The sequence below is a fragment of the Xanthobacter tagetidis genome, assembly GCF_003667445.1.
Taxonomy (GTDB): Bacteria; Pseudomonadota; Alphaproteobacteria; order Rhizobiales; family Xanthobacteraceae; genus Xanthobacter; species Xanthobacter tagetidis.
Window position 1 is genome coordinate 167,251 of sequence record NZ_RCTF01000005.1, and the last position, 21,339, is coordinate 188,589.

Consider the following 21,339-nt stretch of genomic DNA (forward strand, 5'->3'; position numbering starts at 1 on the left):
ACAAATTTTAAACTCTAACTATCGCGATGTGAAAGTTAAGCTTTCATTCAGCTATCGGCCCCTGCTTTGCCCCTCTGGCAGGACTGACGAACGACAGGCTTTGGGTGACGGCGGAAGGACTACAAATGACCGCAATGGGGTCGGCTGCGGAAGGGCAGCTATGAATACGGCTGCAGCCGAAAGCCGATATTCCGCTTCCGGCCCCATACCGACGTTCAGTCACGCGCTTGGTAATGTCTGCTTCTCGCGCATAGCAGACAAAATATCGTCGTTACCGCCGTCTCAAAAATCAAAAAAATTGAGACATTAACTGACGTGTTTGTTTTCAATGACTTGATTGTCTCATTTGTTAGTCTCATGATGTGCGCATGTTCATTGGCTATGCACGCGTTTCAACTGATGGGCAGACGCTCGAAAGCCAGATCGAACACCTTAAGTCCACGGGCTGCCAGAAGATATTCGCTGAGACGGCGAGCGGCGCTAAGACTGATCGCCGCGAGCTGCGTCGCTGCGTTGCGAGCCTTTCTGAAGGAGATGTCCTCATGGTGGTCCGGCTCGATCGCTTGGCACGGTCGACGCGGGACCTGCTGAACGTGTTAGCCGAGGTGGGGGAAAAGGGCGCGGCCTTTCGATCCCTTTCCGACGCATGGGCAGACACCACGACGCCCCATGGCCGGCTGATGCTGACGGTCCTGGGCGGCCTCGCCGAGTTCGAGCGCGAACTGATCAAGGCCAGGACCAGCGAGGGGCGTACGCGAGCCAAGGCGCAAGGCATCAAGTTCGGTCGCAAGCATGCTTTGACGATCGAACAGCGCGCCTACGTCGCAAAGCTTCGGCAGGCTGGGGAGAGCGTTCGCCAGATCGCGCGCATCATGGGCGTGAGCAAGGCGACCATCAGCCGGATTACTCCCGAGCCTTGATTGCGAATGGCGTCGCGCCGACAGCGACGCCGACGTTTTCACAGCTTGAAACAGTGCTCGCGGTGCCAGCCGAGAAAGCGCGGGTGCGGTCGTTCGAATATCCTCCGCGGCGCCAGAGCGCGGCCGCTGCGGTTGATGAATGCGCGCACGCCGTCGCGATCGTTGGCCTGCCTCGAAATGACTATCTCCAAATCGTCCGACAAGCTGATCAGTCCGCGGTCGAACATCCAATGCGCCGTGCCAGACAGTGCCAGGCCGTTGCTGATGATATCCGGACCATTGGCCTGGACCGGCTGAATGTGGGCAGCAGCTACCTCGGCCCGTCCTCCACCATTGATCAGCTTGAGGCCGCTGATTGCGCAGCGTTCATCATAGGCCTTGAGCACGGTGCGCCGGAAAATGCGATCTCGCACGAGGCGCGAAGACAAATAGCTAGCGCGCGGGAGGGTCTCCTCGAAGACGAAAGGGACATGCTCCTCCTGAAAGCCATCTATAGGCGCGTCGCTGTCGACGCGCGGCAGCACGGTCGGCCCTTCCTCAAGTCCCCGAGCAAGGATGCGATCGAAATCGGCTGGCGAGAGCGAGCGTACGGCAGCCTGGGCGCGACCGGATATCCGTCCGTCGTCGTTCAACAGCCCATGTTCGATGACCCCCGCCGCATCAGCGAAGGGCACCGCGTTGGGAAAATCAAGGTAGCTGCCAGGCTCGATCAGCGCGAGAAACATACCAGGAGCCGTTGGGTCGGGCACCACGTCCGCGACCTTGGCGATGGCGAAGTAGCCACGCGTCTCCGCCACCTTTCGTGGTTCGTAATAGACGATCCAATCGCCGACACAGGCCTCCACGCGGCCCAGATACTGGCGCGGGAACTGATACCGCTCCGCCGGGCTGTCGTCGTAGGTCGAATCGGTTCTGTGGATGAAGACGCCGAATCCCATGGCCTTACCTTAGCGCTTCAGTATGCTCGGATGCAGGGGGCCAGCCGACGCCATGGCTGAGCCGGGAAATCCGCTGCCGTTCTTCTGTATGCCACAGGGCGGCAGCGGAGGGCACCGAGACCTATCCTGAGTAACCGCGTGCAGCCCCCGCCACTGCTTTGATCTCACAGCGCCAGCGAATGGAGATGCGGTGAGGAGAGATAGCAACCGCGCGGGCCGCGTAGTTGGCAGTTGCGCCAGGAGCGGACCTTGCCAACTGCTTGCCCGAACGTCCGGTATGGGGCCTGGACCAGACCGTCCGGTTTAGAATTGACGACTATTACCGTCATTCAGGTTCATACTTGAAGACTACAGAGAAAAGCCCTATTGCTTGACCAAAAGATAACGTATTTCAATAGTTTATGTAGATCCCGGCTTTTGCCAGCGGAGCCCTTGCTTGTGTCCATTTGGGCTGCATTCAAGAACCCGATTCGGTTTCCTCAGACCGGGCCGTCCGACGATGCCACACGGACTAATAGTGATCCCTCCGCGCAATCAGCGCTGGGGTTTGTCGGCAGGCCGTCGTCAGGGGCCTTGCGAAGCTTCCGATAGGCTTCCGACGAAAGCCAACTGGTGATGACTTTCTGGAACGACTTATCGTTCATGAACCGCGCGAAAATCTCCTCGTTCTGGTCCATGCGTTCGACAAATAGCGCCTCAAGCAGGTTCTTGAAAACAAGTTCGAATTTGTCGCCGGGATTGACGGCCGCCGCCTGCTTCAGTGCCGCATCGGAGATCGCTGCTTCGACGATCTGATCGAAAAACAGTTGATCGGCTTGATTGAAATCGGTTCCAAACCGGTCGTTGACGACATCAATGAGCCGCGAAAGCGGGACGGCCTCCTCATGCAGAACACCGGTTCCGACCTCGGAGGGGCCGTCTAGCCGATTGGCCTGGCCATCGCTCAGGCTGATGGAGCCTTCGCTAATCTTCTGAAGGCGATAGTACTCCAGCCTCACCTCGTCATCGAACTGGTAGGACGGCCCGGCGCCGCGCTTCGGCAGCTTTGTCGCGAGGTGGCGCAGGAATACATACAGGCGCTCGAGGTCCGTATCTTGATAGGGAATGATCTGGCTGAGGAAGCTATAGAGGCTACAGAACGCCATCAGCTTGCCGCGCCACAGCTCGGCCTCGTCGGGCTTATCCTGCTGAAGCTCTTTGAAACGGGCCACACAAGGATCAAGCGCCGCGTTAATCAACTGATGATCGTTCGGGCTCTGGCGTTGGCGCGGCTTGAAATAGACTGCGCTGAAGCGTTCAACGTCCGCGACGACATAGATGCCGTCGGCGTCGAGTTCGCTCTTGATCTCATACATTCGGGCCGGATCGACGTCCTCGCCGACCTCCGCGCCTTCGAAATAGGTCTTGAACGCTTCGCGGATTTCATCGCGCTCGTTGACGAAATCGAGGACGAAGGTGTCCTCCTTCAGCGGATGGATGCGGTTCAGGCGGGATAGCGTCTGAACCGCCTGGATGCCGGCAAGCCGCCGGTCGACATACATCGTGTGGAGAAGCGGCTGGTCGAACCCCGTCTGGTATTTCTCGGCGACGAGCAGCACCTGATATTCCTGCGTGGCGAAGACCTCCGGCAGCTCCTTCTCACGGACGCCTAGGTTCATGCCCTCCTCGGTGTAGGTGACATCCTTCAGCTTGTCGTCCGTGACGACTCCGGAGAAGGCCACCAGCGACTTGATGGCATAGCCCTTCTCCTTAATGTAGCGGTCAAAGCTCTGCTTGTAGCGCACCGCTTCGAGGCGCGAGGCCGTCACCACCATCGCCTTGGCCCGGCCGCCGATCTTGTGTTGGGTCGCAGCGTGGAAATGCTCGATCATCACCTCGGTTTTCTGGGAGATATTGTGCGGATGCAACTTGAGAAACCGCGCCAGCGCGCGGGCAGCCTTCTTCCGCTCAACGTTCGGATCGTCCTCGCTCGCCTTGAGGAGCCGGAAATAGGTGGCGTAGGTCGTGTAGTGTTTCAGCACATCGAGGATAAAACCTTCTTCGATCGCCTGCCGCATCGTATAGCGATGGGCAGGCTTGTCATCGCGTCCGAACACCTTGAAGGTCTTGTGCTTCGGCGTTGCGGTGAAGGCGAAGAAGCTCAAATTCGCCAGCCGCCCGCGCTTCGCCATTGAGCGGTAGAGTTCCTCGACGTCCTCTTCGTCGTTCTCGGCCATGTATTTCGCGGCTTCCTCCCGAAGGCCCTGGCCGCCGAGAACCTCCTTGAGATCGGTCGCGGTTTCGCCCCCCTGCGAGCTGTGCGCCTCGTCGACGATCACTGCGCAGCGCCGTGACTTCAGCGTGCCGCCATCAGCCTCCCCGCGATCTTCCGCCAACTTGGCGAGCTGGCGCGAAACGAAGGGGAACTTCTGCAAGGTGGTGATGATGATCGGCACGGCGCTTTCGAGCGCTTCGGCAAGCTGGCGGGAACTCTCGTCGATCTTCTGCACGACGCCGTGCTTGTGCTCGAACTGGTAGATCGTATCCTGCAACTGCTTGTCCAGCACCACGCGATCGGTGATCACGATCACGCTGTCGAAGACTCGATTGTTCTTGTGGTCATGCAGCGACGCCAGCCGGTGTGTGAGCCAGCCGATGGTGTTGCTTTTGCCGCTGCCGGCCGAGTGCTCGATCAGATAATTGTTGCCCACGCCCTCGCGCTGCGCCTGATCCACCAGCGAACGAACCGCTTCGAGCTGGTGGTAGCGCGGAAAGATCATCGTCTCCTTTTTGACCTTTCGGCCCTTATCGTCGCGCTTTTCCTCAATCTGCAGGTGAATGAAGCGCGCCAAAAGATCGAGCAGGCTGTCCCGCTGCAACACCTCTTCCCAGAGGTAAGCCGTGCGATAGCTGCGCCCCTTCGGGTCGGGCGCATTGCCCGCACCGCCATTGTTGCCCTTGTTGAAGGGCAGGAAGTGGGTGGCCGGTCCGGCAAGCCGTGTGCTCATGAACACGGTGTCGGTGTCGGCTGCGAAGTGAACGAGCATGCGCCGCTTGAACTCGAAGATCGGCTCGCGTGGGTCGCGATCGTTACGGTACTGACGCAGGGCATGCTCGACTGTCTGGCCGGTCATCGGGTTCTTGAGTTCGACCGAGGCGACCGGAATGCCGTTGACGCTGAGCGCCACGTCCAGCGACTTCTCCGACGCCTTGGAAAAGTGAAGCTGCCGGGTGATGCCGACGCGGTTGGCAGCGTAGCGCGCCTCAAGCTCGGGATTGAGCCCGTGCGCCGCTTTGAAGAACGCGACCCGCAAGGTCTTGCCGTAGCATTTGAAGCCATGCCGCAGGGTGGCGAGTGAGCCTTCCCGGTCCATCCATTTGGTAAGGTCGGTCAGGACCTGTGCGCCCGTATTCTCGCCGTGCAGCGCTTCCAGCGCCTTCCATTCCTTGGGCTGGGTAGCGCGGATGAAGGCCAGCACCGTCTCCGGAAAGATGGCCCGTTCCCGATCATACCCTGCCGCAGGCTCCGGCACGGCGCCATTGGCCAGCATTGTCGTTTCAATAACAGTCTCGAAAGCGCCTTCCGAATGCCGGGCGTGGTTCATCGCGCTGCGCCTCCCAGTTTCTGCCGAAGGTATGAAACCGTCACCGGACTAAACTGCGAATGCTCTGCAGCACTTACAATATGATCAATTTTCGGCTGAACCTTCTGGCGGGCATTCGGTGTGTTTTTCCACCAATTCGCTATTACGTCGAGTATAGACTTCCTATTGTTTCTCAAGATCGCGATGTTCAAATTCAGCACCTCATCGAGCTGCCTATCGAATTCAGGATCTGGACTTCTAATGTGACCATCGGACGTAAAATAAACCCGGTTCTCAATCACATGAGCGATGTTCGCCGGGTTCCACTTGAGATCGCAGTTGGCTTTCCTCGTATCACAGTGTTGCTCGTCCGGAGATTTGCCTTCGCCGCCTAGACACGCGCCGAGCAGGTTGCCGTAGTCAAGTTGCTGCCGAGGATAGGTCGCCTGGCATTGCCAGTGCTCGATCTTCATCGCGGTTGACACTGCGCGAATGCGCCCGGTGCAATAGCAGCACAACCCCCGTTGCTCGCCAACTAACGCTACGCGCAGATCGTCTTTCCGCGCGTAATTGTCGTAGTCGCTGTGCGCTTGTGCCCGGTGTTGCGTGAGACTGTTCGGCTCGGCGCCCTTGGTGATAATCCTCACGCGTCCCCCTCCATGAAGTCGAGAAGGGTTCTGGCGCGGGTGATTTCGGGGTCATCTTCTCCAATCTTATAGGACAAAGCCTTGATTGCCTCCTTGGCTTCGTCGGCTTTGCCGTCGCCGATAAGTTTGGCGATATTGCCGATGGCGTCCTCTACACCCGCGTTGCGCGACTTGGTGTTCATCACCTCCTCGAGGACGCGACTTGAATCGATACCGAAGGAGCGAGCCGGCGAATAGACCTTGCCATCCTTGATCATCTGAATCTTGTCATGCGGCACTTCCCCAATCACCTGCGGCGAATGGGAGGAGGTGATGAACTGGCAACTCGGGAATGTCTTTTCGAGATTGCCGACGATCTTCCGCTGCCACTGCGGATGGAGATGGAGGTCAATCTCATCGATGAGGATTACCGCCTCACCGCTGGTCAGAGGATCTGACAGCCGTGGATTGGCCTGTGCGAGACGCTTTGCAATATCGAGGATGAGCGCCAAGACACTGCGCTCGCCGTCAGACAGTTGACGCACATCAAGGGTTGTTCCGTTGATGTCGACTTCGACCCTTGAATTGCTTTTGGCCGATGGCCGTAAGTTCGAATAGCCCGGCAGAAAGCTTTCGAGTGCCGCGCTGATCCCGTCAACCAGATGCCGCGACGCGAGCCGCTCGGACGCCAGTTCGATTTGGGCGCGCATCCAGTCGGCGAACTGGCGAAGGCTTAGGGCATTCGACTGGAGTGCGTTCACATAGGCAAGCTGGCTGGTGCCGGCGGCTGATTTCCGTTCCGCCTGTACGTTCATGATCGACCGGGCGGTGGAGTAGTGAATCATCAGCGGCGCGCTGGGTTGCTTCCTCGCGTGATGGATATGATATTCCTTTGATGGATAGAAATATGTTGGATCTGCGGGAGCAATTGTCTCGTGTAAGTCGCGCAACTGGCTACGCAGTCGCTTACTCGGACGTGTTGTCTCGATTATTGTCCGACGCAAGAGGTCAACATTTTCCATGTTGTCGGTGGCGAATTGGGTTCGCCATTCACGCAACCGGACGAAGGCGTCATCGCCGTCATCGTCAAAAATCTTTGAGGTGGTTCTTTCATCGAACCTGACATGAAGACTTGCTTCGGCAAAAGGCGCATCGGCATGAATGTCGTCGATGGCAAAGCCGAACGGCCTGAACGGCATTCTCTGGATGGCTGACAGGAGATGGGAGCCGCAGAAACGGATCGCGTCCAACGCGGTACTCTTGCCCGCCCCATTGATACCGATGATCAGGTTGAAGCCGGGATTGAAGGTGAACTCCGCCTCTTCAAAAGTCCGCACATTGTCGAGCGAGAGTCGGGTAATCTTCATGCCGCCTCCGGAATGTCGATCTGGCCGGTGACGGCGGCGGCGATCAGCGCGCCGCGGCGTTCCTTCAAGAGCGTGATGGAATGTTCGGTGGCGGTGCGAAGGCGGTCGGTCTTGGCGGCTTCGGTGGCGATGTGGCTGACTATTTCTTGTTGTTCGGCGAGTGGCGGCACGGGCCACCATGTTTCGAAGAAGCCTTCCGGATAGAGCCGTAGGCGCGAGGACCAGACCCCCTTGGAGTAGCGTGTCACTTCCTGCGCGAAGACGGGGATGCGTACCAGCGCATCGACATAGTCCGGCAGCAGACGTGAGCCTGGGGTGTAGACGTTGTAGGCGGGGCTTACGATGCCATCGACACGGGCTGTGCCCATGGCTCCCATCCAGGCCCATAGGGTATTGATTGCGAGGTCCCCGGCGAAGCACAGCTTGTATCCAGTCGTGCTCTCTGCCTCGAACATGTTTACGTCCTTCTCAGACCGTGGGGTGACGCCGGTCAAATGGGAGACCGTCAGCATTTCCTCTTCGCCGGTCTCGGACCGCTGGTCGCGCTCTGTAAATAGCCAGCGCGAGCGCTCGATCTCCCAATGCGCAGGGATGTCGCCGAGCCAGTCGATGCCGGAGGGGCGCAAGCGGGCGGCGGGGTTGAGACCGCGCATGACAGCCTCGGCGACAATCGCGCGCCGCTTCTCCGCCAGCAGATCGAGCAGAAGCTGCTTGGCGGCGATCAGGGCGTCGATATCGGCGGTTTCACGGTCGAGGAAATCGACGATGCGCCTTTGCATTGCTAGCGGTGGGACCGGTATTTCGGTGGAAGCTACCAGATCGTATTCGAGGCTTTCGACGGTAGCTCCCGCCTTGCTCCATAGTCTTAGTAGCTCCGCCTGGAATCCGATGATCAGACGCGCCAAGTAGCGAACATCACATGTCTCATTTGGCTGTATCGCACGCATGTCCTGGTTGATGGCTGCGGGCACGCGATTAATTGCAACGGGAATGGAATGTCGAAGTATCCCGGAGCGGACGACGATTAGCGCCGCACCCGGTTGCACCAGGTTTGTGGCGCTTGATTGGAGACCTTCGACCGTTATGTGATCTTCCGTGTCAAAGATCTCATCTGCTTTCATATCCTTTGGTGAAACCCAAGGGATGTCGCCATTCCAGAATTCCGGCGTCGACTTATCGGGGGTTCCGCCCCCGACGAAGCGCGCCACGTACTTCAACTTTTGGTACTTCCAGTCAGTCGGCGCAACATCGGACCAACGGATATCGCTCATTCTGTCACCTCCCGCAGCAGCCGGAGGATTTCGTCTTCCGCCCTTTTTAGGTCCGCATCGATCTCGGCCAGCTTGCGCGGCGGGGTGAACTTGTAGAAGTGGCGGTTGAAGTTGATCTCGTAGCCGACCTTGTCTTTGGTCCGATCGATCCAAGCATCCGGCACATGGGGCAGAACTTCGCGCTTGAAATAGGCGTCGATATCCTCTTTCAGCGGCACGTTCTCGAAATCGCGCAGGTCCGCATCGGCCTCGAATCCCGAGCCCTTCTTCACGGCCGCGCCCTTCGCGTCCTTCACGGTGAAGACTGTGCGGAACAGCTTTTCCTCCGGAGCCCTCCAGCGCGAGCCGCGTTTCTTCAAAAGCTTCCCGATAGTGGCCCAGACCGCGTTCCAATCAAGCTGCGGCTCGCGGCCAAGCGCCTTGTCGATGGCCTGGATATCGTCGAGCAGGTGGGGCGCGGCATCGAGGAAGCGCGCCTTGTCCTCTACGCTCATCTGATAGCGCAGCTTGAGCGGCCGCTCGATTGTGACGCGCATGTAGCCGAAGTCGGCATTGTCGAAAAGCTTGGATTTTTCGGTCGCCTCGAACCGGCCATAGAGCCGGACGATATCGGCGATCTGGTCGGGCTCGTCGGCGCGGTCGTCCCCCTCAAGCGCCGGGCCTTCGCCGATCTTGCGGCGCTTGTCGCCCTGGCTGCGGCGCATGGGAATCCACGTCTCGCGCGCATCCACGAGCTGGATTTTGCCCTTGCGCTCCTTCGCTTTCCGATTGGTGACGATCCAGATATAGGTGCTGATACCCGTGTTGTAGAACATCTGCTCCGGCAGGGCGACGATGGCTTCGAGCATGTCGCTCTCGATGATCCAGCGACGGATTTCGCTCTCGCCACCACCCGCGCCGCCGGTGAAGAGGGGCGAGCCCGAGAATACGATGGCCGCGCGCGAGCCGTACTTCTGCGCCTTCGGATCAACGTCCTCGAATTTCGAGATCATGTGCTGGAGGAAAAGCAGCGAGCCGTCATTGACGCGGGGGAGGCCTGCGCCGAAGCGCCCCTTGAAGCCCAGCTTCTCGCTTTCGCGCTGAATTTCCTTTTGCTGCTTCTTCCAGTCGACGCCGAAGGGCGGGTTGGCGATGAAGTAATCGAACGTCTTTCCCTCGAACCGATCCTCGGTGAAGGTGTCGCCGAACTGAATGTTCTCGCCGCCGCCATTGTGATCGACCTGCTTCATGAGCATGTCGGAGGCGGCGGTGGCGAAGGCGCGCTTGTTGTAGTCCTGGCCGTAGACGTAGAGCTCGGCCGCCGCATTGTGGCGGCGCATGTAGGATTGTGCCTCAGCTAGCATGCCGCCGGTGCCGCAGGCCGGATCGAGCATGGTGCGCACGGTGCCGGGCTGGCGGAGCAGGTCATTGTCCTGGATGAACAGCAAGTCAACCATGAGGTGGATGACTTCGCGCGGGGTGAAGTGATCGCCAGCCGTTTCATTCGCGAGTTCGTTGAAGCGGCGGATCAGGTTTTCGAAAACAAGGCCCATCTGCACGTTCAGCACGGCGCGCGGGTGCAGGTCGATATCGCAGAACGCCTTGATGACGAGATAGAGGATGTTAGCTTCACGCATCCGCTCAATTTCGTTGCCGAACTCGAAGTAATCGAAGATTCGGCGCACATTGGCGGAGAAGCCGTTGATATAGCTCGTCAGGTGGCTGTGGATGTTATCGGGGTCGCCTTTCAGTTTCTCGAAATTCAGCGGCGACCGGTTGTGGAAGCGATGGCCGGAAGCGTTGTTGAGGATGCGGTCAAGCGCGTCATCCTCCAGCTTGCCGCCTTTGCGGCGCTCGAATTCCGCCAGCACCTTTTCCTTTGTATCCGCCAGCACGCAATCGAAGCGGCGCAGCACCACGAGCGGGAGCATGACGCGCTCATACTGAGGCGGCCGATAGGGTCCGCGGAGTAGGTCGGCAATCTGCCAGATCAGGTTTGCGAGATCAGAATGGCTGGCCATGTTATGCGGCCTTCGGGGCGTGGGTTGCCGCTGCTCTGTTCAGTGTCATGACGTCTTCGCCCCTTTGCCCTTCGCGGGCATTCCCACGGTCCGTTGTTTTTCCGATAGCCCTGACAAGCGTTCGTATTCTTCGACCGCCATTACCACAACGACCGGCCGCCCGTGCTTCTCCACAACAACGGGCTCCGATCGGGCAAGATCGATGAGGCGTCCGAAGCCATACTTCGCATCCTTCGCCGACATGCTTTGCATGGCGTGGCCCTATCCAAATCGAAAATCCACTTTTGGCCATTTTGGCCTATTTATCAACGGGAGATTTGGCGATAGCCTGTCGAAAGTTGGCGCATCCGCCACCCGTGACCGAAAGAGGCAGCTCGTGGCGGAACCCGTTGAGGCTTTTGGCCGAACCATACAGCTCTTCTTGGTTGACGGGACTCCCAACGGTCTCACCATAGCGTCAATCCACGGCTGGACCGGGTCTGTTCTGGTTGCTGCGCAATCAACCTTTGCCAAGCTTCTCGCTCGCCCCGAGGTTGATCGGACCGGCATATATATCCTCTTCGGTCCGGACCCCTCGGATGCGCTGTCGATGCGAGCCTATATCGGAGAGGCGGACAGCGTACGTGAGCGGATAGCACAAAGTGCAGCAAGTCGCGGATTCTGGGAGACCGCAGTCGTGATAACGACCAGCGATGAAGCGCTAACGAAAGGTCATGTTCGCTACTTTGAAGCACGTTTGATTGAAATGGCGATCGGTGCCGGGCGAGTGAGTCTTGACAACGGCCAAGCACCGAGCGCGGACAAGCGAAGAATGCCAGAAGCCGATCGCGCAAACATGGAGGCGTTTCTCGCAAATTTGAAAGTGGTGCTGCCAGTCGTGGGCCTCGACCTTCTGAAGCCGCGCCCAGTTGCAGCAACCAAGCCCTCTGGAAATGTGGCCGACATCGACCAGTTGCGTTTTGAGATCCGTCACAAAAGCGGCGTCAAGGCGACAGGCCTGGAAGAGGAAGGGGAATTTGTCGTGCTCGAAGGTAGCGAGGCACTTAAAGACGCTGGGTATCAGGGCACAAACTCTTATGGGGAGCTGAAGCAGGAATTGATAGCACAAGGCGTGCTGGGCGCGTCTGCTGATGACAAGTTCTACAAATTCGCTCGGCCCTACGCGTTCAAGAGTCCATCGGCCGCCGCAGCGGTGGTCCTTGACCGCAATGCCAACGGTCGCTTGGAATGGAAGGTGGTCGGTTCGAAGATGACCTACCATCAGTGGCAGGAAGAAAAGGCACAAGCGGCCGAAACAGCACAAGTTTCCGCATAGTTATTTTGCATAGGCCCGCGCCTGAGCGCGCCGCCGGGCAAAGTCCAGAATCGCCCGCTCAAGCGCCGATCCGGGCGGCAGGCGCCGCATTTCGTCGGCAAGCCGCGCCTGAAAGGCACGGTCATAAGCCGCGACGGCGAGCATATGACGGATGGCCTAGGAGGCACCGTTGCGGCAGCTTTTGGGCGTTCATCACTTCAATCGTATGACCGAAATGGGGGCGCAAAACGGACCTCGTTGCAAGGGCATCCGAGGGGCCGCTATGGGTCGATTCCGTTGAAAAAGTCGGCCTGTGAGGCGTGCTGGCACGAAGCCGGATTTCGCCAGCGGACGCCTTCTCCGGTCATGCCGGGCTGATCTGCGGCGTGCTCGGGAGGAGCTTCGCGAGCTTCCGGAGGTTCTGGGCGGTTGCGGCGAGGAGGAACTCATCCCGAGCTCCGTTCGGGCCTCGCAGGCGCAGGCGGTCGAGCTTCAGGATGCGCTTGAGATGCGCGAACAGCATCTCGACCTTCTTCCGCTGCCGCCGCGACGTGGCATAGGTGTCAGTGCCGGCGATGGCCCGCGCCATGTCGCGGGCGCCCTCGTGGATCGAGCGGGGTATTTTCCAGGCGGGCGTGGTCGGGCAGCAGCGAGGCTTCAGGGCACAGGCATCGCCCAGCTTGCTGGAACAATAGCGCATCATGCCATCCTCATCGACCAGGGGCGTGGGTGTGCGGTAGAGCTTCTGGCGCTGCCGCAAGAGCTTGCCGGCCGGACAGACATAGGCATCCGCCTCGCGGTCATAGCGGCTCCCCTGCGAGATCGGCGGACCGGCTGAGACGAGGCGGCAGGTTGCTTGATGCCCGGCATTGCCGTTGGTCGCCACGAGCTGATAGGGAAACTCCCCGTCGACATCATCGTCGGGAAGATCGCAGGAAACGCCATCCGGCGCCCATACGCGGACGAGTTGGGCCGGCATCGGCTGCGCCTGCGCAGAAAGGCCGCTGGCGGCAAGAAAGATCGCGAGAGCGGCAATGGCAGCGATATTCATGTTTCGGCCTCTGGCGGCCTTCTGAAGCGATGGGCGCCGCCATAGCCTGGCGCTCGGCCTAGCCATGGCGGCAGTGTCAGCGGCGTCGCACTCAAGCCCCTGCCGGCTGCTGGCTCGCGGGTGCAGCCGGCAGCTCGATCCCCCAGCGTGAGGCAGCATATTGGGCCTCGAGGCTCTCCGGCTTGGCGAAGATCCAACCCTTGTCGAGCAGGCTCTTCGCCGTCAGCTCGTTCCCCTTCATGCCGAGATAGACCAGGAACGCCCCCTGGATGCCGACGCCGATGAAGGCGCCCAAGGGGTTTTCTTCGGTGGCGCTGTTGGAGAGCATCGAGCTGGCGATGTTCACCGCCACCATGAGGGCACCCAGCAGATAGAGCCGTCGCAGGAATAGCGGGATGCCGAGGAAGCAGGAGAACAGGAACAGCACCCAGCTCCAGCCGACCTTCACCTGCCTCAGCTCGCCCGTACGTGGATTCTTCATAACGACCTTCATGTGATCCCCCAGCGTGTGGAAATGAATGTGGCTCAGCGGGACGCGGCGCGCGGCAGGATGCCGTCCTTGAGCAGGACGCCCGTTGTTCCATCGGAGAGCGTGACCGGCACCAGCTCGGCCGGGCCTTCGCCCTGCGGCGTGACGATGGCGATGGGTGCGGTCCAGGTGACCGTCTCGCCCTGGGACAGCTGGCGGCAATCGCCGGCGGCGATGAAGGCGTCACGGACCTGCCGGCGGCTTGGCCCCGGCCGTTGCGAGAGAACCACCGTCATCTGCTGCGGGGTGCGGCAGAACAGGGTGGCTGAGAGGACGGGGCAGGCGGCACCTTCGCGGCAGCCGCTTCTCGTGGTCGCAGGGGAAGCGACAGGCGCATTGGGCGCAACTGCCGTGGTCACAGGCCGTGCCTTCCTCAGGCGGGCCAGCGCGCGCTCGATCTCCAGGCGTTCGGCCTCGGCCTGATCAAGTTCGGCCTGGGCCTGGCTGATGCCGGCGATCCCCGAGAGGGCGGCCTGCGGGTTGAGAGGATTGCGAAGAAAGTCCCCCTGTCGGCTCGCCATCTGGCGCTGAAGCCGGCTGATGGTGCGATCGATCTCGGCCCGGCGGTTTTCCAACTGTCGGACCTGCGTCTGCTGTGCAGCCTCTTGCCGCGAGGTGTCGATTGGAGGAGTGGTCGTCGAAGCAGACGGATATCCCGTTTGGGGCATGGCTTGGGGAGCCGGCACCGGTGGCAGGGTTCTTGCCCGCCTCTCTTCCTCCCGGCGCAGTGCGGCCTGTCGTTCCTCCTCTTCCCTCTGCCTGCGTTCGGCCTGCCGCGCCTCTTCCTCGGCACGACGCCTCTCCTCCTGGGCCCGCTTTTCCTCCTGGGCGCGCTTTTCCTCCTGCACCCGCCTTTCCTCCTGGGCGCGCTGCTCCTCGGCCTTCTTACGCTCTTGCTGTTCAAGATAGGTCCGCGCCGCCTCTTCCTCCACGACCGTCAAAGCGGCATCGGCCCTGGCATAGGCCGCATCATCCTTCATGGCCTGAATGCCATATCGCCACCGGACGGGCTTGGCAGACACCCCCAGATCGGCCGGCAAAGCGATCCCGCGCTCTTCCAGTCGCCTGACCCGGTCGGCCAGAAGCTTGAGGCGAACGACAGCCTCCGTGACTTTCGGGTCCGCGATCTCAGCCTGGGACAGCCATTCGGCGGCATATTCCCGGCGCATATGTCGGGCCAACTCGTCGAGCTGCCGATCCATGGAGAGGCTGTCCTCCATGGCATCCCGGAACAGAATGAGCTGCACGAAGCACCGCTCCGCCGCCGAGGCGGGAGTCCCGAAGAGCACGTTCGGGTCGTCCACTCCCTTGAGCTTTGGCATTGCGTCGATGGCGACCTGGGCCGGCGTCTGCGGATCAGGCAGCGCGAGGACCAGGGCATTGGCACAAGCCCCGCCTGCCGCCTTCAGCAACCGCGCATCGATCACTCTGATGCCCCCGGCGGTGAACACGATGGCCCCCGCCCAGATCCCCTGCGCATCCAGTGCACTCAGGGCCTCCGGCAACACATACTTCTGCTCGAAGATGCGATCCTTGTAGCCGAACTCGACGCTGCGCTGGGCAATTGCTGGGTTAAGTCCTGCAGCACTGACGAGTGCAAGGGCCGAAATTACGCTCAAGTTCAATGATTTCAAACTCATTTTGTATTTGAAATCACTTGCACGAATGGGGCTTAATCGGAGGACGGCATCCGATTTGCATTTAGTTTTCCGCATGAGTCTTCGCAATTTTTGCAGAATGTGATTGAAGGCTTCTAACACATTATCGAGGCAAAATACATATTATAGTTGATACACCTGCGCAACCAAGTTTGGCACCAGCGTCTGCATGGATATGCGAGCGCTCGTCGGTAGGAATTTTGCGCGCCTGAGGCGAGAAAAAGGCCTTACGCAGGAGCAGATCGAAGAGCGATCTGGCCACAGCCAGCAGTATCTCTCGGATCTGGAAAGGGGGCGTCGCAATCCGACGGTCGTCACCCTCTATGAGTTGGCGCAAGCGCTAGGTTGCAATCCAGCGGACTTGATCAAAGAGCCGCCGGATAGCAGAGGCTGAACCGTCGTCGTGTGCCTTGCGCCTCCAGAACGAGAAGCAGGCGGCTGAGAAGGCCGCAGGCGAATAGGCCGAAAATCCCCCTCACAAAGATCGGCCTTGCGCGCGCGAGCGCTCTGGATGTATCTAGACAATATCAGACAGATGAGGACTCGAACCTCTTCTGCAACTTCGCGCGTAGGCACAAATGTAGGCGCGAACGTTTTCCACAATTAAATTTAATTATATTTCACAGTGACTTATTGTATTAGTTCGTTTCCCTTCCGCACCATTTCACCATCCAGAAGCGTCCGAGAATGTCCAATATCGCTTTGAAATTAAAGCGATAGACACTCCCGGACGGCCGATTCCGGGTCGGGTTCGACCCAGCCGGCGGCGATGGCATCATCCACAGCGGCGACGGCAGTCTCGAAAAAGGCCGCCGGCCTCGTCGTTCCAAGAACTCCTGAAGATATCGGTTCCAGCCCGTCCCGATGTCAGGGCATGTTGAGCAGGCGCATGTCGTCGTGGATCGCCACCAGCATTTCCCGCACCAGCGCCATGAATTCCGGGCTGGTGGGATCGCGGGGGCGCGGCAGGTTGATGTCGAAGATCTGCCGCACGCGGCCCGGCCGTGGAGACATGACCACCACCCGGTCGGCAAGCATCACCGCCTCGTCGATGCCGTGGGTAACGAAGACCACCGTCGCGGTCAGGCGTTCCCACAGGCGCAACAGCTCGTTCTGCATGGTCGTGCGGGTCTGCGCGTCCAGCGCGCCGAACGGCTCGTCCATGAGCAGGAGTTTCGGCCCGGTGGACAAAGCGCGTGCGATGCCGACCCGCTGGCGCATGCCACCAGAGAGCTGGTGCGGATATTTCTTCTCGAAGCCCGAAAGACCAACCATCTGGATATAGTCCAGCGCCTTGCGGGTGCGCTCGGCACGGCCGACACCACGGGCTTTCAGGTTGAAGGCCACGTTGGCGGTGACATCCATCCAGGGGAACAGGCCGTGGTCCTGGAAGACCACGCTGGCGCTGGGATGGGTCTTGCCGTGGATCGGCTCGTCGCCCACCAGGACCTGCCCTGTGCTGGGCTCCTCCAAGCCGGAGATGATCTGGAGCAGGGTGGACTTTCCGCACCCGGACAGGCCCAGCAGGCAGATGAACTCGCCTAGGTCCGCCTTGATGGACACGGTGTCGAGGGCGAGCGTCGCCTGCGCGCCCGCGCCATACGTCTTGGAGACATGATCGATGTTCAGGAAGCTCATGAGCTGGCCACCAGTCCGTCTTGCCAGCGGCACAGCAGCGCGCGGGCCTGGCGCACGATCTGGTCGAACAGAAGCCCGATGCCGCCGATGATGAGGATGCCCGAGAAGATGAGGTCGGGCCGGAAGATGACCTGGGCGTACATGATGAGATAGCCGAGGCCCGATTTCACGGCCATCATCTCGGCCGCGACCACCGTCAGCCATCCCGAGCCCAGCGCCAGCCGAAGGCCGGTCAGGATGGCCGGGAGCGCGGACGGCAGCAGGATGTCGGTCAGCACCAGCCGCTCCGAGGCCCCGGAGGCCTTTGCCACCTTGAGCAGGGTGCGATCCACGCTCTTCACGCCGAAGATGGTGCTGATCAGCAGCGGCCAGAAGGCTGCGACCGTGATGAGCACGATGGCCGGCCGCTCGCCGATCCCGAAGAACAGGATTGCGAGTGGAATGAGGGCGATGACCGGAAACGACCGGAAGATCTGGATCGACCAGTCGAACAGGAGATCGAGCGCTGGGAAGCGCCCGATCAGGAGGCCCGCCGGGACGGCGAGCACGAAGGCGACACTGACGCCCATCACCACCCGGCCGATGCTGGCCTGCGCGTGGCGGGCCAGATCGCCGAACTCATCGACAAAGACCGCATAGACCTCGGCCGGGCTCGGAAACAAAGCGGTGGAATAGATGCCGCTCTGATGGGCGACCTGCCAGATCAGGACCAGGACGACGAGGGGGACGAGCCCGATGATGGACGACTTCGCCATGGTCAGGTCCTGGAGACCAGGCTGGTGTCGATAAACGTGTTCCAGTCCGGCAGCTTCTGCGCGAACTTGGCGGAGATCATCATGTCACCGAGGATCTTGACCTTGGAGACAAAGTCGCCGGCGACGTCCGTGGTGAAGAACATATTCTCCATCGCCGTGGCGACGATCTCGCGTTTCATATTCAGGAATTTGGCGGTGAAGTCGATGGCCACCGTCTTGTCGGCTTTCAGCTCGGCCGTCGCCTGCTCGTGGGCGCGCACCACCGCCTGGGCAAGCATCTTGTTCTTCTCAACGAAAGTGGACGACCCCACAAAGCCGAGGTTTACCTTGCCGACCGGCGTATCGTAGCCGGGCCAGATTTCGTGCGCCCAGCCATTCGCCACGGTGAAGCTCGGATAGGGTTCGATGCCGAAGATCGCATCCACCTGCCCCTGCTGCATGGGCGTCGGCATGTCATTGTTGCTCATGAAGACCAGCTCCACATCCTTGGAGATGCCGAGTTCATTGAGCTTCCAGCCCAAGGCGACGTGACACATGTTGCCCGCCTGGACCGCGACCTTCTTTCCCTTCAGGCCGGCCAGATCCTTGATGTCGGTCTTGCCGACCAGCCGCCAACCTCCCTCGCAGGCATTGGCCAGCAGGGAGATGGGCATGCCGCGCCCGGCGATGGCGATCGCTGCATTGATGCCACCGTAGCCCATCTGGATGTTGTCGGAGGCGATGGCCTGCATGAGCTGGGTCAGGTTGGTGAAGGCCACCACCTCCACCTTGATGCCGACCTGCCCGAGATATTTCGGCAGGAGCTGGGCGGCCATGGTGGTTCCGGCCAACACGGTGCCGACCTTCACGGCCGCATCCTGCGCGACCGCAGAGCGCAGCACATAGGGTGCCGCCATGCCGGCAGCGGCAACCATCATGAGATTACGTCGCGTAATGTTCATCTGTTCACCCCGCTGGAAAAGGTCCGTTCAGGTGGACCGTGACCAATGATCTGGACGTAGGTTTTTGGTCGCCGTCGTTGATGCGCGGCGTTTGATGTTCCGGAAAACGCCCGGAGAGATGAGGCAGGGATCAGCCGTGGAGGCGGGTCACCGTGCCGACCAGTTGAAGCAGGCGTTCGTCGTGTCCGCGCGGCGCCATGGCCGACAGCCCGATGGGGCAGCCATCGATCGCACCGAGCGGCATGGAGACCTGCGGCAGGCCGGCATGACCGGCGCCGCACAGCAATTCGAGGGCCTTGGCCCGGAATGCTTCCAGTTCCTGGGCGGGCGTGCCCCGCAGAGGTGCCGCTCCTGGGGCGCTTGGCAGCAGGAGGATGCCGTCCTTCCCGAGGAGGGCATCAAGGCGCTCGCGGATACCCTGGCGCACGCGCAACGCCTCAGCGATGGTGGCGCTGTCGAGCCGTGCTGCGTCGGCAAAGCGCTCCCGGATGCCCGGCCCGAAGCCCGGCTGGGCTTCGGCAACCCATCCGCTGTGCGCCTGCCAGACCTCGCTGGCCTGGATGATCCGGAAGGCATCCCGCCATGCAGTCAGCCCGCCATCGGCCACCACCACGTGCTCGGCCGGACCAAAACTCTCCAGCGCCCCCGCCAGCGCGGCCTTAACCGCGGAGCCGGCCGCCTCGAAGATGTCGTCGGCGATCAGGAAGCGGGGCGGAGTGGCGGGCTCCCGCCACTCCGGGATCAGCACGCGGCCGACCTGTTCGAGAAGGTCACCGGACCGCGCAAACCAGCCCACCGTGTCATAGCTGGGCGCGAGAGGAACGGCACCGGTGATCGGAATGCGAGCATGCGTGGGGCGCATGCCGAATACGCCGCAATAGCTGGCTGGGAGGCGCACGGAGCCGCCCGTGTCGGACCCTACGGCGAAATCCACGAGTTCGCCGGCCACCGCGACCACGGAGCCGGACGACGAACCGCCCGGTATGCGCTTCGGCGCGGCCGGATTGATCGGCGTGCCGTAATGATAGTTCTCGCCGTTCAGGCTCCAGGCCAGTTCGTCTGTGCTGGTCTTACCCACCAGCCGCGCACCGGCATTGAGCAAGCGGTCCACGACCGACGCGCTGGCCTGCGGCACTGCGTGGGAGGCCAGCCAGTCCGGGCTTCCCGCCCCCGTGGGCAGGCCGGCCACATCGAAGAAATCCTTGACTGCGAAAGTCATGCCGGCAAGCGGCCCGGTATCGCTGAGCAGCATGTCGATCCGGCCGTGGGCGACGAAGGCGCCGATGCGATCCTCCATCATCATTGCGCTCCTTCCGGTCCGTGCAGGGCATGGGTCTCGACGAAGCCGGGCACCACCACGCGCCCGCCAAGATCCTCCGACGGCGCATCCGAACCCAGGTCCACGCCGATAGCGGCAAAGCGACCCGCACTGATACCGATATCGACGCGCTCCTGCTCACCGGGGATGCGTGCCTTGCGGAAGATGCGGTCCAGGCTCATTCGCTTTTTCCTGTTGGGCATCCGCCTGATGAGGGAAGGGAGGTCCTGCTGCTTTGACCGGAACGTTGACCGATGGGATCGCAATTTTACTCACAGCGGACGCGCCCGGGCAGCTCACGGCCCGGAATACAACGGGTGCAAGAGACACCCAACCAACTGTATCTTCAGGATTTTTAATTGGCCGGCAGCGTCGCACACCAAATAACAAGCAAATAGATACTTGCATTATGGATCGGAGCGATCAATGAGGTGGCATGCTGAAATGTTGGGCTATTTTGCTGATTTTTAGGGCACCCGCAGCTGCGGATCGCCAACCTCGCGACGGCGGCGGGCCTACTTGATCCCGGCTCCGTAGGGCGCCGTCAGGAAACTGAGGACAACGCAGATCACTTGCTCCCGCCGCTCCTTCAGCCATTCCTTGTCGCTCAGGTCCAGACCGAACATCACCGAGAGCGTGTCCTTCTGCGCCAGATGCGTGATGCAGAGCGAGAGGATCGTCACATAGAGATTCATGGCGTCTGTCTTCGCCTTGAACACGCCGGCCTCGCACCCCCGCCGCAACAAATCGCTGATCGCCTCGACAAGGGGATAGGTCGTGTCCGACACCATGGGCAATTGACGGACGAAGCGCCCACCGATCACGTTCTCATTGCGCACGATGGCCACGAATTCCGGATTGTCGCGCAGATAGTCGAAGGTGAACTCCACCAGCCGGCGCATGCCCGCGGCGGGTTCCAGCGCGCCCAGATCCAGCTCTCGCTCCAGCGACCGGACGCCGGCATAGGTCGCCTCGAGCGCCGCCAGATACAGATCTTCCTTGCCGCCGAAATAGCGGTAGATCATCTGCACGTTCGCTTCGGCGGCCTTGGCGATCTGATCGATGCGCGCGCCGGTGAAGCCCTCCACGGCGAAGGCTTTACACGCCGCCTGGAGAATACGCTGCCTGGTCGCTGCGGCATCGCGCTTATGGGGGACGGAGCGTTCGAGTGCGTCCTTCACGGGACGCCGGGCAGCAAGCTTGGCCGACACAGGAAATCCATCTCCTCCCCACCGCCCCACAACGGGGCCTGCCGGGGCACTATAACTATCAAGGACTGAACCGCCCCGGGTTTTCTAGGCGCCTTCGGGTTTGGCCGTGCGCTGGCGTTCGAACTCGATGGGTGACAGCATTTTGTTAGCGCGTGCTTCCGGGTGCCGTCACGGTCCGCCCTGTGCGCTCCGGGAGTAGTGGGACGAGCGGATGCGGATGATGCAGCGGGTGCGGATGATGCAGCGGTTGCGGCGCAAG

At 60.9% G+C, this 21,339-nt stretch carries 19 protein-coding genes and 1 pseudogene; 3 read left to right on the forward strand and 17 right to left on the reverse strand.

The genetic code is table 11. The features are described 5' to 3' along the window. Nucleotides 1-368: 368 nt before the first annotated feature. Nucleotides 369-920, forward strand: a complete 552-nt coding sequence (locus D9R14_RS08255; RefSeq protein WP_121622845.1) for a recombinase family protein — start codon at nt 369-371, stop codon at nt 918-920. Between the two features lie 38 nt (nt 921-958). On the opposite strand, the gene D9R14_RS08260 is transcribed toward D9R14_RS08255, so the two are convergent. From D9R14_RS08260 to D9R14_RS08290, 7 genes are all read right to left on the reverse strand, one after another. Further along, nucleotides 959-1,858: an HNH endonuclease gene (locus D9R14_RS08260; protein ID WP_121622846.1), complete on the reverse strand. Its 900-nt coding sequence runs from the start codon at nt 1,856-1,858 to the stop codon at nt 959-961. A 479-nt stretch (nt 1,859-2,337) separates the two neighbouring features. Beyond that, nucleotides 2,338-5,442, reverse strand: a complete 3,105-nt coding sequence (locus D9R14_RS08265) for a type I restriction endonuclease subunit R (protein WP_245420645.1) — start codon at nt 5,440-5,442, stop codon at nt 2,338-2,340. Next, nucleotides 5,439-6,068 (reverse strand): retron system putative HNH endonuclease, encoded by a 630-nt coding sequence (locus D9R14_RS08270; protein ID WP_245420646.1) that lies wholly within the window; start codon nt 6,066-6,068, stop codon nt 5,439-5,441. Before D9R14_RS08270 ends, D9R14_RS08265 begins: the two co-directional genes overlap by 4 nt. Beyond that, nucleotides 6,065-7,414, reverse strand: coding sequence for an AAA family ATPase (locus D9R14_RS08275; RefSeq protein ID WP_121622847.1), 1,350 nt, complete (start codon nt 7,412-7,414; stop codon nt 6,065-6,067). Before D9R14_RS08275 ends, D9R14_RS08270 begins: the two co-directional genes overlap by 4 nt. Next, complete coding sequence (locus D9R14_RS08280) at nt 7,411-8,685, reverse strand: restriction endonuclease subunit S (RefSeq protein ID WP_121622848.1); 1,275 nt, start codon at nt 8,683-8,685, stop codon at nt 7,411-7,413. Before D9R14_RS08280 ends, D9R14_RS08275 begins: the two co-directional genes overlap by 4 nt. Beyond that, complete coding sequence (locus tag D9R14_RS08285) at nt 8,682-10,685, reverse strand: type I restriction-modification system subunit M (RefSeq protein WP_121622849.1); 2,004 nt, start codon at nt 10,683-10,685, stop codon at nt 8,682-8,684. The genes D9R14_RS08280 and D9R14_RS08285 overlap by 4 nt, the downstream gene beginning before the upstream one ends. Before the next feature lie 45 nt (nt 10,686-10,730). Beyond that, nucleotides 10,731-10,937 carry a type II toxin-antitoxin system Phd/YefM family antitoxin gene (locus D9R14_RS08290; protein WP_121622850.1) on the reverse strand — a complete coding sequence of 69 codons (207 nt, stop codon included), beginning with the start codon at nt 10,935-10,937 and terminating at the stop codon, nt 10,731-10,733. Between D9R14_RS08290 and D9R14_RS08295 the strand changes: the two genes are divergently transcribed. Further along, complete coding sequence (locus D9R14_RS08295) at nt 10,936-12,000, forward strand: GIY-YIG nuclease family protein (RefSeq protein ID WP_121622851.1); 1,065 nt, start codon at nt 10,936-10,938, stop codon at nt 11,998-12,000. The two genes, D9R14_RS08290 and D9R14_RS08295, sit on opposite strands and share 2 nt — an antisense overlap. Here the strand turns inward: D9R14_RS08295 and D9R14_RS23085 are convergent, their stop codons facing one another. From D9R14_RS23085 to D9R14_RS08310, 4 genes and pseudogenes are all read right to left on the reverse strand, one after another. After that, complete coding sequence (locus D9R14_RS23085; RefSeq protein ID WP_170168548.1) at nt 12,001-12,144, reverse strand: hypothetical protein; 144 nt, start codon at nt 12,142-12,144, stop codon at nt 12,001-12,003. A gap of 199 nt (nt 12,145-12,343) precedes the next feature. Further along, a pseudogene (locus D9R14_RS08300) lies at nt 12,344-12,784 on the reverse strand (transposase); the annotation flags it as partial. 337 nt (nt 12,785-13,121) lie between these two features. Beyond that, nucleotides 13,122-13,511 carry a hypothetical protein gene (locus D9R14_RS08305; RefSeq protein ID WP_121622852.1) on the reverse strand — a complete coding sequence of 130 codons (390 nt, stop codon included), beginning with the start codon at nt 13,509-13,511 and terminating at the stop codon, nt 13,122-13,124. Between the two features lie 44 nt (nt 13,512-13,555). Further along, a complete protein-coding gene (locus D9R14_RS08310) occupies nt 13,556-15,199 on the reverse strand; it encodes a hypothetical protein (protein WP_147452989.1) in 1,644 nt (547 codons plus the stop codon). Nucleotides 15,200-15,386: 187 nt separating this feature from the next. Between D9R14_RS08310 and D9R14_RS08315 the strand changes: the two genes are divergently transcribed. Further along, a complete protein-coding gene (locus D9R14_RS08315; RefSeq protein WP_121622854.1) occupies nt 15,387-15,611 on the forward strand; it encodes a helix-turn-helix domain-containing protein in 225 nt (74 codons plus the stop codon). Nucleotides 15,612-16,084: 473 nt separating this feature from the next. On the opposite strand, the gene D9R14_RS08320 is transcribed toward D9R14_RS08315, so the two are convergent. From D9R14_RS08320 to D9R14_RS08345, 6 genes are all read right to left on the reverse strand, one after another. Continuing rightward, entirely contained in the window at nt 16,085-16,855 is a 771-nt protein-coding gene (locus D9R14_RS08320) for an ABC transporter ATP-binding protein (RefSeq protein WP_121622855.1), read from the reverse strand. Next, nucleotides 16,852-17,610: an ABC transporter permease gene (locus D9R14_RS08325; protein WP_121622856.1), complete on the reverse strand. Its 759-nt coding sequence runs from the start codon at nt 17,608-17,610 to the stop codon at nt 16,852-16,854. Before D9R14_RS08325 ends, D9R14_RS08320 begins: the two co-directional genes overlap by 4 nt. A 2-nt stretch (nt 17,611-17,612) precedes the next feature. Beyond that, nucleotides 17,613-18,524: an ABC transporter substrate-binding protein gene (locus D9R14_RS08330; protein ID WP_170168549.1), complete on the reverse strand. Its 912-nt coding sequence runs from the start codon at nt 18,522-18,524 to the stop codon at nt 17,613-17,615. A gap of 157 nt (nt 18,525-18,681) precedes the next feature. Further along, entirely contained in the window at nt 18,682-19,854 is a 1,173-nt protein-coding gene (locus D9R14_RS08335) for an amidase (RefSeq protein ID WP_121622858.1), read from the reverse strand. Beyond that, nucleotides 19,851-20,051, reverse strand: a complete 201-nt coding sequence (locus tag D9R14_RS08340) for a hypothetical protein (RefSeq protein ID WP_121622859.1) — start codon at nt 20,049-20,051, stop codon at nt 19,851-19,853. The genes D9R14_RS08335 and D9R14_RS08340 overlap by 4 nt, the downstream gene beginning before the upstream one ends. Before the next feature lie 333 nt (nt 20,052-20,384). Beyond that, complete coding sequence (locus D9R14_RS08345; protein WP_170168550.1) at nt 20,385-21,080, reverse strand: TetR/AcrR family transcriptional regulator; 696 nt, start codon at nt 21,078-21,080, stop codon at nt 20,385-20,387. Between the last annotated feature and the right edge of the window lie 259 nt (nt 21,081-21,339).